Genomic DNA, 14797 nt, shown 5'->3' with positions numbered 1-14797 from the left:
ATCCACCATGCCGGGGCGCGAACAACCCGAGGAGGTTCTCTTGGAGAGGTATTCACACGCGCGTAACCGCATCGCAGGGTTGATGCTTGGCATCATCGCAGTGCTGGCGCTTATCGTGAGCTCGCTGGGGCTCATGCCGGCAGCGCAGGGCGCTCCCGCGCTGGACGAGGGCGCAGGGAACTACTATTTCTTCAAAAACTCTCTTACCTCGGGTAAAGCCGACGTGGAGATGTCCTACGGGCGGCATACCGATGTGGTATTTTCCGGGGATTGGAACGGCGATGGCCGCGATACCCTCGGCGTGAACCGTGGCTCTGATTTCTATATGAAAAACAACTTCTTGTCCGGAGATGCTGATATCCACTTTAAATTCGGGCTGCCCACCGACCAATTCCTCATCGGTAATTGGGATGCGGTGGTGGGCGATACCGTTCTTATTCGCCGCGGCAATACGTATTTCGTGCGCAATGAGCTCACCACCGGGGGCGGGGAACATACCTTCACCTTCGGTGAGCCCGATGATGAAGTGATCGCGGGGGATTGGAACGGGGACGGCACCGATACCCTCGCTATTCGGCGCGGCAATATGTTCTACGTCAGCAATGTTCTTGATGATGACGAGAATTTCACGGTTTTCTCTTTCGGGCGCCACGGGGATACCGTTCTGGTCGGTGACTGGGATGGCGATGGTATCGATAGTTTCGCGGTGCGCCGCGGCAATATGTACTACGTCAATAATTCCACTGTTTCCGGTGGGGATGCCTCCACGGAATTCTCCTACGGGCGCCACGGAGATAACGTGCTGGTGGGTGACTGGGACCGCGATGGTGTAGACACCCTGGCGGTGCGCCGCGATTACGTACCGCCGGCCCCCAATAGTCAGCGCCCGCCCAACCTTGGTCCCAATTCCGGCGGATACCCCATTCTGGTCTACGGAACATTACGTCAGGGCGAAGAAGCTGCCTACGTTGTTAATAACTACTCCGGGATCAAAGAAAGCTCCGTGCCGGGTTATGAACTGTGGATCACCGGTCCGCGGTGGAATCCGTGGCCGTGGGCCCTGCCCGGCCCGCACGGGCTGCGCGGGGATCTCCTCACGTATGGACCGTGGAATTATGACGCAAAAATGGCGCAAATGGATGATTGGGAAGGTTATGTTCCGGGCGGGAACCCCAACCACATGAATTACACCCGTGACCTTGTTACCACCGTAGACGGGCCGGCGTGGATGTACGTGGCAACCACATGGCGGCAGGATTTCGCGCGGCGCTGGGGCTACGTGGTACCCCACGGCGATTTCCACCGCTTCTAAGAACGCGTGGCGAGGAAAAGGAAAGATAACGAGATGACGCACAGTATTCACACCGCACAACCCGCACTTTCGTCCGGGCGTGACAGGCGCGCGAACCGGTGGACCATCGGGCATGCGCTCGTGGGGCTGAGCCTAGCCGCGCTCACGGGTCTGAGTGGCTGCGCGAGCACCGCGGTGGGTGATCCCGATCCGGTCACCCCCATTCCGGTGGCGAGCGCGGCGCCCGGCGGCGCTGCGACCAGCGGGAACGGCTCCGGGACTGCGCAGGAACGCGCCGCGGTTAATGATGGGGCGGAAGGGGGCCGCCCGGTTGCGATTGCTCCGAGCGGGGACGTGGAAGCTCAGCTTGGGGTGCCGGTAGGTCTTTCGGTCGACGGCGCCACTCGGGCTGCGTTCACCCTGACTGTCACGGATATCGCACGGGCGCAGGAGTGCCCCTCACGCATCGCGGAACCAGCGGTGGTCACTGCCGAGAACGGCACTTTCCTCGTGGTTGATCTCAATGCGCAGATGGCAGCCGATTATGCCGCGTACGACCCGGATGCTCCCTTCCTCACCCTGGATCGGGATGCTTTCCACCTCACGGACCGGGATGGAAATATCCAGGAAGATAGCCACTCGGTGGCATCGTACGCGTGCTATCCCGCCGCGGAACGGGTAACCCCCTTTATCAATCCGGGAGAAAGCGCGGCCGGCAAGGTGGTCCTGGAAACCTCCCTGGAGCACGGCTATCTGGTCTACAACCCCTGGGGTGTTCCGGGTTCGGGGTGGCGCTGGGCTTTCTAAGCGCCGCTCCTAATCCGCGATGGCGTAGGTGCTGCGCACGTAACGCAGGTAGATCTTGCGATAGAGTGCCGGGCACGTACGCAGCAGGGCGGCTCCGGCCGCTAGCTGCGGGCGGGCCTGCGCGGTGGCGCGCAGCATGGGCAAGCTAAGAGCACGCCGTGCCGAGCGCACAATATCCGCGGTGTCCTTCTCCGAACGCATGGCGGATTGCGCCAAAATCATCATGGCGAGGGTACGGTACACCAAAAAAGCGGAAAGGTTTTTCGGTTCTGCCATCCATTCCGGCCCGAGCTTTTCGGCTAGGAAACGTGCGGCATCCTCATATTCTTGCGGATCGGGAACACGGCCCCAGGTGAGGGACTGGGTCCCCACCACGTAATTGGCTAGGGCATCGGGAATGGAGGTGACCTGCCGGGCCCGGGAAAGCGCTATCGCGGCAACAACTTGATCTTCCCCGCGGTGAATATGCTCGGGGAAACGCAAACCCTCGAACGTGGCGGCGGCGAAAAGCTTATCCCAGAGGAACGGGGTGAGGTTATCGGTGAGGAAAGCTCGCACCGCCTCCGGGCCCGCCAGGGTACCGAGGAAACGGGAGTGCTCGGTGCGCGTGTGGCCATTGGAGAGATGAATGGTGCGCCCGCAGCACACCACATCGGTACCGGGCGCGCTTTCCACTTCACGTAGCATCCGTTCCAGATAGGTGGGTTCCCAATAATCATCCCCGTCGAGGAAGGCAATATAGTCACCGGAAGCGCGGTCGAGGGCGGAGTTTCGCGCCCCGGATACCCCGGTATTGTTCTCGTGGTAGATCACGGTGAGGCGGGTATCGGCCAGTTCTTTTTCCAGGTCGTGCAGCACGCCGGCGGTGTTATCGGGGGAGTGATCATCCACAACGATGAGCTCCACATCGGGCATTGTTTGGCCCAGGACCGATACAACCGCGCGCCGAATGGTGTCCTCACCGCGGTAGGCGGGAGTGATAACGGATACCCGTGCCATGATTCCTCCTAGGTCAGCTCAGTAGTCTCCATGGTACCCGCGCGCGGTCCCGGTGCATCCCGCCCGGCCCCGAAGGTCCCCAAGCTTCTGGCGTGCTATCGGGCTCTATCGGGCGCCATGCAGTGTTAGCGGGTGCCGTGCAGTGTTATCGAGTGCGGCGCACCAGACCGAGGATATGGCAGATGCTGCCCAGCAGCGGGCCCACGACCAGGGAAACAACCGTGCGTATGTCCAAAGAAATGGGGAGGAGCATCAAGGCGACGCAGACCAGCAGGGCCACGCACCACCCCAGAATATTGAGGCGGTGGTGATCGGCGGCCAGCGCCACCGCCCCGGTGAGCGTAAGAAGAGCCAGGCAGGCTGCGGCAAGAACCAATAATCCCAGCGTCAGGGGAGTATTCGCATAAGCCGATCCGAAGATAACCGCCATGAGCCACGGGCCGCACGCGGCGGCGGCCAGGGCGCCAATCCCGCCAATTCCTCCCACAATAACGGCCAGCCGTAGCAAATGACCGCGGGTGCGCTCGGGGTGCTGGACGAAGACCGTGATCACCATGGACTGGAAAGCCACCAGGGGAAGCATGAGGGGCGCGCGGGTTACAGATACCGCTTGAATGAGCGGAGCGGCCTGGGAGAACACCTCCGGCTCGGTAGTTAGGCTCATCAGGAGGGGGAAACCGTTAATGAGGAGCGCGCTGGCCCCGGTGGCGGCCATGGCCAGCAGGAGGCGGCGCACCAAGCCCCGCGGCGCAATATTGATGCGGGTGCGCGCCACAGCCCGCACTCCCGGCGCGGCGCTGAGCAGCAGCCAGGTACCGCAGGCCAGCACGCAGGCGAGGGCGTAGAGGTGGAGCGCAAGGCTGAGATATCCAGCTATCGCAATGAAGAGGAAACGCAGGGCCGGTTCCAGCGAGGTGAGAGTACCGAAAACTTTCCAGTTCCCGCGCCCCGCGAAAACTCCGAGGAGTCCCAAATGCACGCTGTTGAGGAGTACCCCTAGTGCAATAAAACCAATAAGAAGGGCACGCCCGGAAAACCCGTGAAATACCCGCAGCCACAGCGGCGTGGCGGCCAGCACCAGCAGCGCGGCACATACGCCCACCCCCGCGCAGATGAGGACCGGTGAGGTACGGTAGCGCGGCCCCGCGGCCCCGGATGCCACGCCCGCGCTACCTTCCACCCGCTCGCGGCCTTCCACCCGGTCGCGGCGCACCGCCCGCGTCACCTCATTTTGGAGCCCCGCCACAATCGCAATAATGGCGAACAGGGCAGCCCAGAACGTCAAAAACAGGGTGTTATCGGTAGGGGAGAGCGAACGCGCACTCACCACCGTAATAAAGAAACCGGAGAGCGCCCCGGAGGCACCACCCAGGGCAACGGGCAGGGCAGCTCCGGCAGTTTCTGAGCTCTGGCCAGCGGCGGTGGACATCACGGATGGCCTTTCTCTTTGCAGGATCTCTTAAGTATAGGGCGCGGCACACTCCGGGCGGCCGGCTATGCACGTCCGGCCCGTGCGGACCCGCACCCTGAGCGCACCCGTGCCATAATAGGCGCTAGTACAGATGGCGGCGAAACAGCAAGCGGCTTCGCCACGGAAAGGATATGCCCGATGCGCCTCGATATCATGCTGCCCTTCTGGGGTAACCCGGACTACCTCTTCCAAACCGTGGAATCGGTCCTGGCCCAGGATAGCGATGAGTGGAAGCTCACCGTGGTGGATGATTGCTATCCCGATGAGAGCGTGCCCGAGTATTTCGCCAACCTTCATGATGAGCGCGTCACCTATATTCGTAATGAAACGAATCGGGGCATTACCGAAAACTACGAGACCTGCCTCAAGCTGGCCACCTCGGAATACATGATGTTCATGGGCTGCGATGACCTGATGGAACCGAATTTCGTTTCGACCATCCAGGCCGCTATTGCCGCTCACCCCACCATCGATATTATTCAGCCCGGCGTGCGCCCCATTGACGCGCAGGGCACGGTTATTTCGCCGCTCGGGGATCGCATCAAAACCTCTCTGCGCAAGCGCTCCACCCGGATGGGCAATGTTATTTCCGGGGAGGGAGCAGCGGCGGTCCTTCTCACCGGGGACTGGCTCTACTGGCCCTCCCTGGTTTTCCGCACCGAGACGATTCGCGCCACCCCCTTCCGCGCTGGTTTCCCCCTGATCCAGGATCTCGCCATTGTCGTCGATATGCTGGCTGCCGGTGCCTCTCTGCTCGTGGAACCTACGGTCTGCTTCCGCTACCGCCGCCACGATTCTTCCGCTTCTGCTTCCAAGCTTCTGGACGGTACCCGCTTTGCTGGGGAGCGGCGCTATTTCGCGCTCGCGGCCGCGGAGATGAAAAAGCGCGGTTGGAGGAAGGCCCAGCGGGCAGCCCACGTGCACGCCACCTCGCGCCTCTACGCCGCTACCTTGCTGCCGCGGGCTCTCAAGGAGCGCAGCTCCACCGGGGTGCGTACGCTGCTGCGTCACCTGCTGGGCAGGTAGGCCCCGGCGTCGTCGTTTTTACGACGACGCACGCCCCGCAGCGCGCCTCTTCGCACGCCCTAGCGTGCCGGCGCGCGCAACTCTCCGAAGGGATTTTTCTTACCGCGCGAGGCTCGCATGGCGGGTCGTTCCACCAGGAACCAGGAGAATGCCGCGCCCAATGCGGTAAGCACAAAAAGAACAGCGCAGAAAACGAGGTAGGGGGCCGCGTCCGCAAGGCCGAGGCGGGTGAGGAGCTGGGTGAGCGGGAATCCCCAGATGTAGATGCCGTAGCTGAAATCGTGGACCTGGAAGAGACGTGGGGAGGGAAGCGTCTGCCCGATCCACAGCAGCACGTAAGTGAGCAGTGGCGCGGAAATCTGCGGCCCGGAATGCGGGGCCACCACCATGATGGCGACGGCCGCAACGGCGGCGCCCAGGGCTCCCCAGGTGGTCAGGCTCAGGCGGTCTTTGGCCAGGAAGAGGAGTGAGCCACCGAAGAAGAAGGGGAGCAGGCGTGAAAGCTGGTCAAGTGTGCCGTTCATCGTGCCCAGGTACACCGTGGCGGTGGGGAGGAAGACCCGCAGCGCGCAGGTGCCCAGGAAAATTGCGGCGGTGGGCCAGATGTGCCGCTTGAAGAAGGGGATGGTGAGCAGCGCGCCCACAATGAGATAGCACACGAACTCGTAGTAGAGCGACCACAGCGAGCCGTTCCAGGCGATGGGGTAGGGAACATTGTGGAGGGTATCCGCGATGCCCCACTGGTTCATGTAGAGGAAGAAATTGCCCAGGATATAGCTGATGGGAGTGGGACCGGTGGTGAGATAGCCGTCCAGGGTACCGTGGTCGAGCAGATAGACGAAGGGCGCGAGGAGGAAAGCGGTTACCACATTGATGAATAGGAACGCCGGGAAAATGCGCACCACGCGATTCTTGAGGTAGCGCCCCACATCCGAACGCAGTCGGGCCGCGGTAATGAGATACCCGGAAATCATGAAGAAACCGAAAACAGCCCAGGCGCCTACCGATTCACCGGGCGTGATTTCGAATTCCCCGACGAGCTGGGTCACCGGCCCCACGTGGTGGAAAAGTACCATGAGCGCAAAAACCAGCCGAATCAAATTCAGCGAGTTATTGCGGGGGTCAAGCCAGGTGCGCATACGTTCCTTCGTGTGGTCCCAGCACGGTGGGGGCGACGACGCCGTTACCGGGTCGTCGCCGCACACCGCGCTATTGTTTCAGGTTTAGAGATACTGGGTCTGGGTGTTAATCCAGGAAGCAAGGCGCGTGAAGCCTTCTTCCACGTCTACCTCGGCTTCGAAACCGAGGAGCTCGCGGGCCGGCTGCGGATCCGCCCAGGCGTGGCGCACATCCCCGTGGCGCCACTGGCCGGTGATCTTCGGTTCGGGAGCCCCGTAAATCTTCGCGATAATTTGGGCGGCTTCGAGGATGGTGGTGTAGTGACCCGCTCCGATATCCACGGAAACGGCGGGGCACTTCTCAATTTCGATCATTTTAATGAGGGCGCGGGCCACATCATCAATAATGATGAAATCGCGGCGGATGAGGCCGTCCTCATACACGGAAATCTGTTGCTTATTGTAGGCAACGCGGCAGAAGAGGGACATGATCCCGGTGTAGGGATTGGAGGGCGTTTGGCCGGGGCCGTACACGTTTTGCAGGCGTACAATCCCGATCTCGCAGCCGAAAGCATCGCCCCACATGCGCAGGAGCTGTTCCTGGGCGATCTTGGTCACCGCGTACACCGAAGAAGGATGGGGCTCCACCAGGCTGGCATTCATGGCCACCGGCTCCGCCTCCGGGAAATCCCATTCTTCTTTTTCAAACATGGCCACCGTGCGCGAACCGGGGTAGAACAGCTCACCGGCGTGTTCCCCGGAGGTGTGCCGCCAGGCACCCTCACCGTAGACCGCGCGTGAGGAGGCGAGGACGATGCGCTGCGGGATCACCTGGTGGCGCGCAAAAGCATCGAGCATCGTGGTGGTGCCCACCACGTTCACGGAGGCGTGCCGGGTGGATTCGGTCAGGGACTGCCCGGTTCCGGTTTCTGCCGCCAAATGGACAACGACATCCGGGGTGAAGCGCTCCAGCAGGGCATCCCAGGCGGCCGGATCGGTCACATCGGCTTCGTAGAGCTCCACGCGCTTATCGAAGCCGGCCGTGGGCTGATGATCCGGGTGGATCTGCGGATGCAGGTTATCGAAAGCGATAACCTGGTCGTGATGGTCGGCAAGGTACGTTGACATCGCCGCTCCGATAAAACCGGCACCACCGGTGACAAGAATGCGCATGGAAGTCCTTCCTTTATTTGATGCACATGAAGTTTACGCCTCAGGTAGGGGCGCCGCGCGTTCCGCGCGTAGCAAAGCTATTTCTTCAGCCAAACGCCGCCGGTCTTCTTCCAACCGGGAGACTGCGGTAGAGAGCTGGATCGTCACCATGAGCAGCACCACGCACGCGATCACCAAAATCATATTGGAGGCGCGTTTGAAACCGAGGGCTTGGGAAACGAGGAAAACAACCTGGGGCCAGATTGAAATAACGAGCAGGCCGATACCGATAAGGAACCAGATATACACGTAGGTTTGTTTCATCCGCCGGGAGCGCAGCAAGATAAACAGATATATAAGGAAGAGGATGCTCGCGGCGATGGGCAAGAGGCGGTACAGCACGTTATTGCCTTCCTTCGGTTCCGTCGAGATCTTTTTGGCCGGGGCGGGTGGAAGCTACCGCCATGGCGATAATACCGCGCAGCAACAGACGTGCGGCTTTGAGCGGGTTATGAGAGGGAGTGCCACCCTGCCGTTCGCGCATCTCCACCCCTACCTGGGTGACGCGCAGCCCAGCTTTGCTGGCGATAATAAGCGCTTCGATGGTATCGCCCAGGTATTCAGCCGGGAGCTCATCAGCGAGGACCCCGATGGCCCTCCGGTTCGTTAGCTTGAAACCCGAGGTGGTATCCGTGAGCCGGGTGTGATGCACGCGGGAGAGTACCTTGGAAAGGAATCGCATAGCCCAGGCGCGCGGGCCGCGCACCCGATAGGAGCCCCGTTCGGCAAAACGCGCCCCGATCACAATATCGGCACCGGTCTCATCCATGCGGGCCGCCAGGCGAGCAATATCTTCGGGGCGGTGCTGGCCATCGGCATCTACCTGCACGGCGCGGTCAAATCCGTGCCGCCAGGCGTACAGGTAGCCGGTGCGCATAGCCCCGCCCACCCCGAGGTTAATGGGCAAATTGAGGACAGTAGCCCCGCCGGCCGCGGCCACCTGCGCGGTGGCATCCCGGGAGCAATCGTTAATGACCACGAGGGATGCGTGCGGAACTGCCTGGCGTAATTCGGTGAGAACCGCCGGCAGTGCCTCTTCTTCATTCCAGGCCGGAATGAGGACGACGAGACGTGGGTGTCTGTCTTGCTCAGAAGTCATTCTTTGATTTTAGGCCATTTAAGCCCGGGCTTGAACGAACGCTCGTGCTGTGTGCCCTATATGAGGGGTGGTACTTCGCGATAAGATAACGCGGCAAGTGAAACGTTGTCCATCTCAAGGAAATCCATGGTTGCAGCCACACACGCGGATGCTCGGGCACCTCGGGCCGAGTCGTCTCCGCAACACTCTCAGCATCGGGCGGCTCTCTTGTCGCGGTTCCGTAGAATCAGCGCCGGGCGCCCCTGGGTGGTGTGGTTAGCCGTCCTAGTGTTCTTCGGAATTCTGGGCGGGGCGCTCAACCTTCACTTCATCACGACCAATCCGCACCTGTCTCCCTTCGATGAATACGTGTACCTCGACGCGGTAGATAAGGCCGGGCGCGGGATCGTGGTACGTGACGGGATGACCACGGACTCTTATGCCCGTGAGGTGCTGGCCTGCCTCGGTTTCGGTTCCAATCCGGTCAGCTCGGCAACCATCGGGGTGTGCGGGGGAGATTTCCCGGATGAGAAGCTTCCCTTCGCGGGTTATACCACCGCCGGGGTGCATTCGCCGGTCTATTACTTCCTGACCGCCTGGCTAGCCAAGCCCTTCACCGTGCTGGGAATGGGCTTGCTGGGTAGCGCTCGCCTCACCAGCGTGCTCTGGTTGGTGGTGGGTATGACGGTACTGGCGTGGGGGATGCGCCGTGTTGGTGCCACCTGGGCGATGGCGCTCACGGTGCCGCTCCTTATCACGTCCATGCCCACGTTCCGCACCACGAATTGCTATATCACCCCGGACGCGCTCAACCTCCTTGTTGGTACTCTTATTATCTTCGGGAGTATTTTCTACGCGCGCCGGCAGTGGTCAATCGGCTGGCTCATCCTCATCTCCGCGGTGGCCTGCGTGGTGAAAATGCAAAATATTTTCGCGGTGGTGGCAGCCCTCATTTTCCTGGTGTGGTACCGGATACGGCCCGGCCACGGCTGGGGTAAGAAAGCCGCTGCTGATCCCGCTAAGCTGCCGCGCTGGTGGGAAATTGGTGCCCTCGGGTTGGTCTCTGCGATAGCAGGCGGTGCGTGGCTGGTTATTCGCACGTTCATTCCGGTGGCACGCCCGGATATTGTGGTGGATCCTACCGGGGCGCTTGATCTTCGTCAGTTGCCCTATATGACCGATGATGCGCTTCAAATTATTTTCGCTGGCATTGGCGGGACTGCCGAGCAATATCCGAAATCACCCTTCGCGAGTGTGGTGCTCTGGCTGGGAATTACCGCCATTGTAAGCGTGGCCTGGATCTTGGAACGTCACTCCACTTTGGCGCAGCGTTTCTGCCAGGCAGCCGCGGTTTCTTTCCTCGGCATCGCTCCGGCGGTGGTGCTCGGGTTCAATATTCTTTCCGGCTCACTCACCTTTATGCAGCACCGCTACGGGATGGTTCTTATCCCGCTCTTCTGCGCCGCTGCCGCCTGGATCAAGCTGCGCCACTCCGTGACCTGGGGTTTGGCGCTCCTCACCGCCTGCGTATATGGATACGCCCTCATTATTCCCTCGGCAACGTAGCACATTGCCGCAACGCAGCAGCTGATCATGCCGGCGGCATGAGGGATGCCCGCGGAACGCACCGAGCGATCCGCGGGCATCTGTGCACCTTCCTCAGACGCACGAGGGGCGACTAGGTGGACTAGGAGGCGGACTAGGTGAACTAGATGTACTTGCGCAGCCGGGACTTCACCTTCGAGGCCAGCACCTTCGGGCCGCCGGTACGCAGGTAATCCACCACGAGTTTGAGATCACGCACCGGGTTGAAACCGGGGTCGATAAAGCCGAGCATGGTTCCCGGCACATCGTCCCCGGCGCGGAAAGCCACATCCGCAGCCCGGCGTGGATGCCGGCAGAACTCCAGCAGCGGAGCCAGCGCCCGATCCCAGTGGAACTGCTGGGCGAAACCGGCAATATTCGCACGCGCGCGAGCCGCTGCGGCGTCGTCGTATAGCAGTGTTTCGAGCGCGGCGGCGAGGGCCTCCACGTCGCGCGGGGGTACCGAGATACCGATGCCTTCGCTATCGAGGGCATTCCCGAAAGAATCCCCGCTGGTCGCCACGATCGGCAGCCCGGCCCACAGGTAGTCGAGGATACGGGTACGGAAAGAGAATTGGGTTTCCACGTGCTCGAAATGGGTGGAGACTCCCACGTTCGCATCAAGCAGGTAGTTCTGGCGTTCGTGGTAGGGAACCCAGTCGTGGTTGAAGAACACGTGCCGGTTCGTCAGGCCCAGCTCATCGGCCAGGGCCACCGCTTCGGAGGCAACCCGCATGGCCGGCACCCCCGGATTCGGGTGTTTCATCCCCAGGAAGTAGAGGCGCACATCGCTATGGGTGTGGGAAAGTTGCGCCACCGCGCGAATGAGGGAGAGTGGGTCGAACCAGTTATAGACCCCGCCGCCCCAGAGAATCACCTTGTCATCCATACCGATGCCGGGAACCTTCCCGCGGATGGCGTGCTCGGTTTGCCGGGGGGCTTCTTCGCCCAGCCCGAAAGGCGCAATATCGATAAGGCTGCGCACATCCGCGTTGTCGGGAAGGACATTGCGGTTGATGCGGCCCATACTCGCCAGCTGCCCCAGCCAGAAATTGCGCTGTTTATCCGAGGCGCACAGGAATTTATCGGCGCGAGCCAGCTGCCGGTTGAGCACGCCGGTCACCCCGGTGATGGAACGTTCGCGGCCCTCCGGCCCCTGGTCGCGGGCCTGTTCGAGCTGCTCGAGGTGCATGGGATCGTAAATATCGGCCACGATGATCTTTTCCGAGCTCATGAGCCACGGGGCGCTTTCCAGCAGGAACCCCTGGAAAATAATGACGTCCGCCCAGTCGGTGCAGGCGCGCAGGGTATCGGTATCGCCATTGTGGATCTCGAAAGCCTGGGGTACCACCTTCCCTACGCCGGCTGTGGAGCACAGCCGTACCGGGTGTTCGAGCGCCAGGCGGGTACACATTTCCCAGGCGCGGATAGCCGGCCCGGCCATTTTCTCCCCGATGGGTTCGCCAGTCACCACCAGCACCTTCGCCTGCCCGGAGAAACGCTTGGCAATCCCGAAGAAACGCGCTAGCGCCTCGTGGAGGTCCAGGTAGCGGGGGAGCGGGTAGGCCGGCTCCATAGCATTACGCATGAGAGTGATGATTTCCGCGTCTGACTTTTTACGCCCGGCCTGGATTTCCCGGCGCGATTCGACCAGAGAAGGCAGAATATCGCGGAAATACGACACCGCGTAGGGCGAGGTGGCCGCCATCTTCGTGATGGTGCCCTCCGCGGCGCGGTAAGAATCCGGGCCGCGGCGCGCCTCCACCTCACTGCGTTCGGCGCTGCGTTCGAGTGCAAAAGCGAGGGCCGGGGCGAAAACCGTGCGCAGCAGATCATCCCCGAGATTCTTATACAAGCAGGCCAGCGCATTGCGTTCCAGGAAATACGTTTCGCGGAAATTCCCAAACTTTTTCATGGTGACGTGGTGGCGGTGGTAGGCCACCGACTCGGGCACATAACGCACATCGTATCCGGCCAGATTGGCACGCCACCCGAAATCAGCATCCTCGTAGAACATGAAGTAACGGTCATCGAAACCGCCCAGTTCCTCGAAAACGTGGCGCGGCACAAACATGGCGGCCCCGGTGGGGAAGAGCACATTCTTCGGGGTATCCCAGGCGCCGGTATCCTCGCGTTCCGCCTCGCGCTTGTAGCCCATGCCGAACCACGTCATCGAGGAATCCACGAAATCGATCTTGTCACCCTCCCAGGTGAGCACCTTCGATGCCACGCACCCGACCTTCGGATCCGCCTCGATGGCCTCCACCGCGGCGCGAATCCACTTCTTACCGGGCCGGGCATCATTATTGAGGAAGGCCACGATCTCCCCGCGCGAATGCTCCACCCCAAAGTTACAGCCCCCGGTAAAGCCCAGGTTGGCACCCGATTGCAGGACCTGGCAGTCGGGCAACTGCGCGCGCAGGCGCTCGAAAGAACCATCCCCGGAATTATTATCGACGACGACGATCTCCAGATCCTGCGCGGGCCAGTCACATTCACGCAGGTAGCGCGCGGCGGCAATCGTATCCTCCGCCCCGCGGAAATTGACAAGAATAACGGAAACAGAGGTCACTTGCGTTCTCCCTTGAGAGTGGTTGCCAGGCCGCGCAGCACGCGGCGCAGATGGGGATGCTTGCGGGCGCCGGACTTACCGGGCTCCTCGTAGAGCTGGGTGGTGCCCACCCGTTCATAGGCGTGAATCGGGGAGCGCAGTGCGGCGAGGGCCGCCGCAATACCGCCGTTTTCTTGGGCGACGAGGCTGGTGAGAGAGTGATCGTCGTCGTACGTATTTTGATCGAGGCGATAGTTCCCGGACAGGGCCCCGAGCACAAAATCACGCTGGGCGGTATCCGCGGTGATCAAGCGGTCCGCAATACTGAGCGTTTCGTTGAGAACGCTGGCGTTCGCCCCCAGGCTCTCCGTGCCGGTCACCCCCACCCAATCGGTGCGGACCATCGCCGTGAGGTTCGCGGTGGTGACATCAGCGATGATCACCCCGTGGTTCCCGCTCCACGGGACGGCACGGGCCGGCAGGTTGAGAATATAGGTCACCGCAATTGTGGCGACGGCGCTGCCAATATCGCGGCGGGCCGGTTGGAACGGTGCGGTGGGGTCGACACTCCGCTCGCTCAGCTCTCTGCTTTCCGGATCCCACAGGTAAAGCGGCTCGGGAATTTCAGCGGCGATCCGGGCGAAACGGGCACGGGCCGCGGTATCGGAACCGGCCACCGCGAAAGCGATGCTCGGCTCATGATCGCGGCGCACATCCGCGAAAGCCATGTCCAGGAACTCCCGTTCGGAGGCGGGAATGCCGGCGCTGGCCCACACCAGGTCAAGGAAATCAGCCACATGGGGCAGGCGGCGGTCCGGGATACGGGCAGCGCCAAGAGCCGCTTCATTGCGGCTTTCCAAGCCGGCTAGGGAGGCAGCCCAGTCCCGCACCACCTGGGCCCCGCCGAAAGTGGTGGAGGGAATCTGGAGCGTTGGTACGTCGTCGTTCCCGGGGCGGCGGGCAAGATCAAGGGCCGCGGTATCTACCCCGGAGCTGCGGATCGGGTGATCGATGAGTGCGAGGAAAAGCGGGGCGAGGAATTCCAGCTGGTAGGCCGGAGAAAGATTCTTCGTGAGGATACGCAGGTAGTCCACGGTATCCAGAGCGGGGATACCGGCTTCGAGGAGCGGGGTAGCACGCTGCTCACCGGGCACCCCGGCGGCGCTCAGGCGCCACTGGGCATCCACGGCCAGGGCCGGAAGCGTAAAAGCGGTATCGAGGCCGCCGCACAGGTGCAGCGCTCGGGAGTCGAAGGTGTAGACCGGGGCGGGAACCGCGAGGACACCGCGGGACTCGGATGCGTTCGGCTCTTCGGAACGCGGGGCACCCCACGCGGTATTGCGCCCCGGGGTGGCAAGGAGCTGCGCGAGAGCTGTTTTCGTCACAGCACCGGGATCGGTCACCACCGCGGTCACCGTTTCCCCTGCTGTGAGATCCGCGCGCGGGGCGGGCTGGCCCGCAATGAGCTCCGCAACACGGTAGGGGAGGGCGCGCGCTAAAGCCGGCCCGGCTCCGGCGGGAACAAGAACACAAACACTCATGACTGCCTATCATCCTCCGCGGGGCGGCAAGCGCGGCTCACGTAGCCGCGGCGGCTCGCGGGTGAAACTTACTTTCTCTATCGTACAAGGCGACGCGAGCTAGCGCTGACATCACGCCG

At 62.0% G+C, this 14797-nt stretch carries 12 protein-coding genes; 4 read left to right on the top strand and 8 right to left on the bottom strand.

The window, feature by feature from the left end:
* The first annotated feature begins 40 nt into the window (after nucleotides 1-40).
* Together QP828_RS00785 and QP828_RS00780 are read left to right on the top strand one after the other, a co-directional pair.
* Entirely contained in the window at nucleotides 41-1312 is a 1272-nt protein-coding gene (locus tag QP828_RS00785; RefSeq protein WP_279057921.1) for a gamma-glutamylcyclotransferase family protein, read from the top strand.
* 33 nt (nucleotides 1313-1345) lie between these two features.
* Complete coding sequence (locus QP828_RS00780; RefSeq protein ID WP_274778380.1) at nucleotides 1346-2098, top strand: hypothetical protein; 753 nt, start codon at nucleotides 1346-1348, stop codon at nucleotides 2096-2098.
* Between the two features lie 9 nt (nucleotides 2099-2107).
* Here the strand turns inward: QP828_RS00780 and QP828_RS00775 are convergent, their stop codons facing one another.
* Together QP828_RS00775 and QP828_RS00770 are read right to left on the bottom strand one after the other, a co-directional pair.
* Nucleotides 2108-3097, bottom strand: a complete 990-nt coding sequence (locus QP828_RS00775; protein WP_279057922.1) for a glycosyltransferase family 2 protein — start codon at nucleotides 3095-3097, stop codon at nucleotides 2108-2110.
* 145 nt (nucleotides 3098-3242) lie between these two features.
* Nucleotides 3243-4529 carry an MATE family efflux transporter gene (locus QP828_RS00770; protein ID WP_279057923.1) on the bottom strand — a complete coding sequence of 429 codons (1287 nt, stop codon included), beginning with the start codon at nucleotides 4527-4529 and terminating at the stop codon, nucleotides 3243-3245.
* Between the two features lie 177 nt (nucleotides 4530-4706).
* On the opposite strand from QP828_RS00770, the gene QP828_RS00765 reads away from it, so the two are divergent.
* Nucleotides 4707-5594 (top strand): glycosyltransferase family 2 protein, encoded by an 888-nt coding sequence (locus QP828_RS00765; protein ID WP_279057924.1) that lies wholly within the window; start codon nucleotides 4707-4709, stop codon nucleotides 5592-5594.
* A 59-nt stretch (nucleotides 5595-5653) separates the two neighbouring features.
* On the opposite strand, the gene QP828_RS00760 is transcribed toward QP828_RS00765, so the two are convergent.
* The 4 genes from QP828_RS00760 to QP828_RS00745 all read right to left on the bottom strand — a co-directional run bounded on the left by QP828_RS00760 (nucleotide 5654) and on the right by QP828_RS00745 (nucleotide 9023).
* Nucleotides 5654-6733, bottom strand: coding sequence for an acyltransferase family protein (locus tag QP828_RS00760; protein WP_274732858.1), 1080 nt, complete (start codon nucleotides 6731-6733; stop codon nucleotides 5654-5656).
* Nucleotides 6734-6817: 84 nt separating this feature from the next.
* Nucleotides 6818-7885, bottom strand: a complete 1068-nt coding sequence (locus QP828_RS00755) for an NAD-dependent epimerase/dehydratase family protein (RefSeq protein WP_274778375.1) — start codon at nucleotides 7883-7885, stop codon at nucleotides 6818-6820.
* A gap of 33 nt (nucleotides 7886-7918) precedes the next feature.
* The gene (locus QP828_RS00750; RefSeq protein ID WP_126135046.1) at nucleotides 7919-8266 is read right to left on the bottom strand and encodes a DUF2304 domain-containing protein; all 348 of its coding nucleotides are present in this window, start codon (nucleotides 8264-8266) and stop codon (nucleotides 7919-7921) included.
* Between the two features lies 1 nt (nucleotide 8267).
* Nucleotides 8268-9023: a glycosyltransferase family 2 protein gene (locus QP828_RS00745; protein WP_126135045.1), complete on the bottom strand. Its 756-nt coding sequence runs from the start codon at nucleotides 9021-9023 to the stop codon at nucleotides 8268-8270.
* Nucleotides 9024-9290: 267 nt separating this feature from the next.
* On the opposite strand from QP828_RS00745, the gene QP828_RS00740 reads away from it, so the two are divergent.
* Entirely contained in the window at nucleotides 9291-10568 is a 1278-nt protein-coding gene (locus QP828_RS00740; RefSeq protein ID WP_279057927.1) for a glycosyltransferase family protein, read from the top strand.
* Nucleotides 10569-10710: 142 nt separating this feature from the next.
* Here QP828_RS00740 and QP828_RS00735 read toward each other — a convergent pair whose 3' ends face one another.
* Both QP828_RS00735 and QP828_RS00730 read right to left on the bottom strand, forming a co-directional pair.
* Entirely contained in the window at nucleotides 10711-13158 is a 2448-nt protein-coding gene (locus QP828_RS00735; RefSeq protein ID WP_284891022.1) for a glycosyltransferase, read from the bottom strand.
* On the bottom strand, nucleotides 13155-14678 hold the full coding sequence (locus tag QP828_RS00730; protein ID WP_284891021.1) for a hypothetical protein: 1524 nt from the start codon (nucleotides 14676-14678) through the stop codon (nucleotides 13155-13157). The genes QP828_RS00735 and QP828_RS00730 overlap by 4 nt, the downstream gene beginning before the upstream one ends.
* Nucleotides 14679-14797: the final 119 nt, after the last annotated feature.

Origin of the sequence: Actinotignum sanguinis (genome assembly GCF_030230305.1) — a bacterium.
Taxonomy (GTDB): Bacteria; Actinomycetota; Actinomycetes; order Actinomycetales; family Actinomycetaceae; genus Actinotignum; species Actinotignum sanguinis.
The sequence above is the reverse complement of the archived record's forward strand: the minus strand, read 5'-3'. Positions and strand labels throughout refer to the sequence as shown.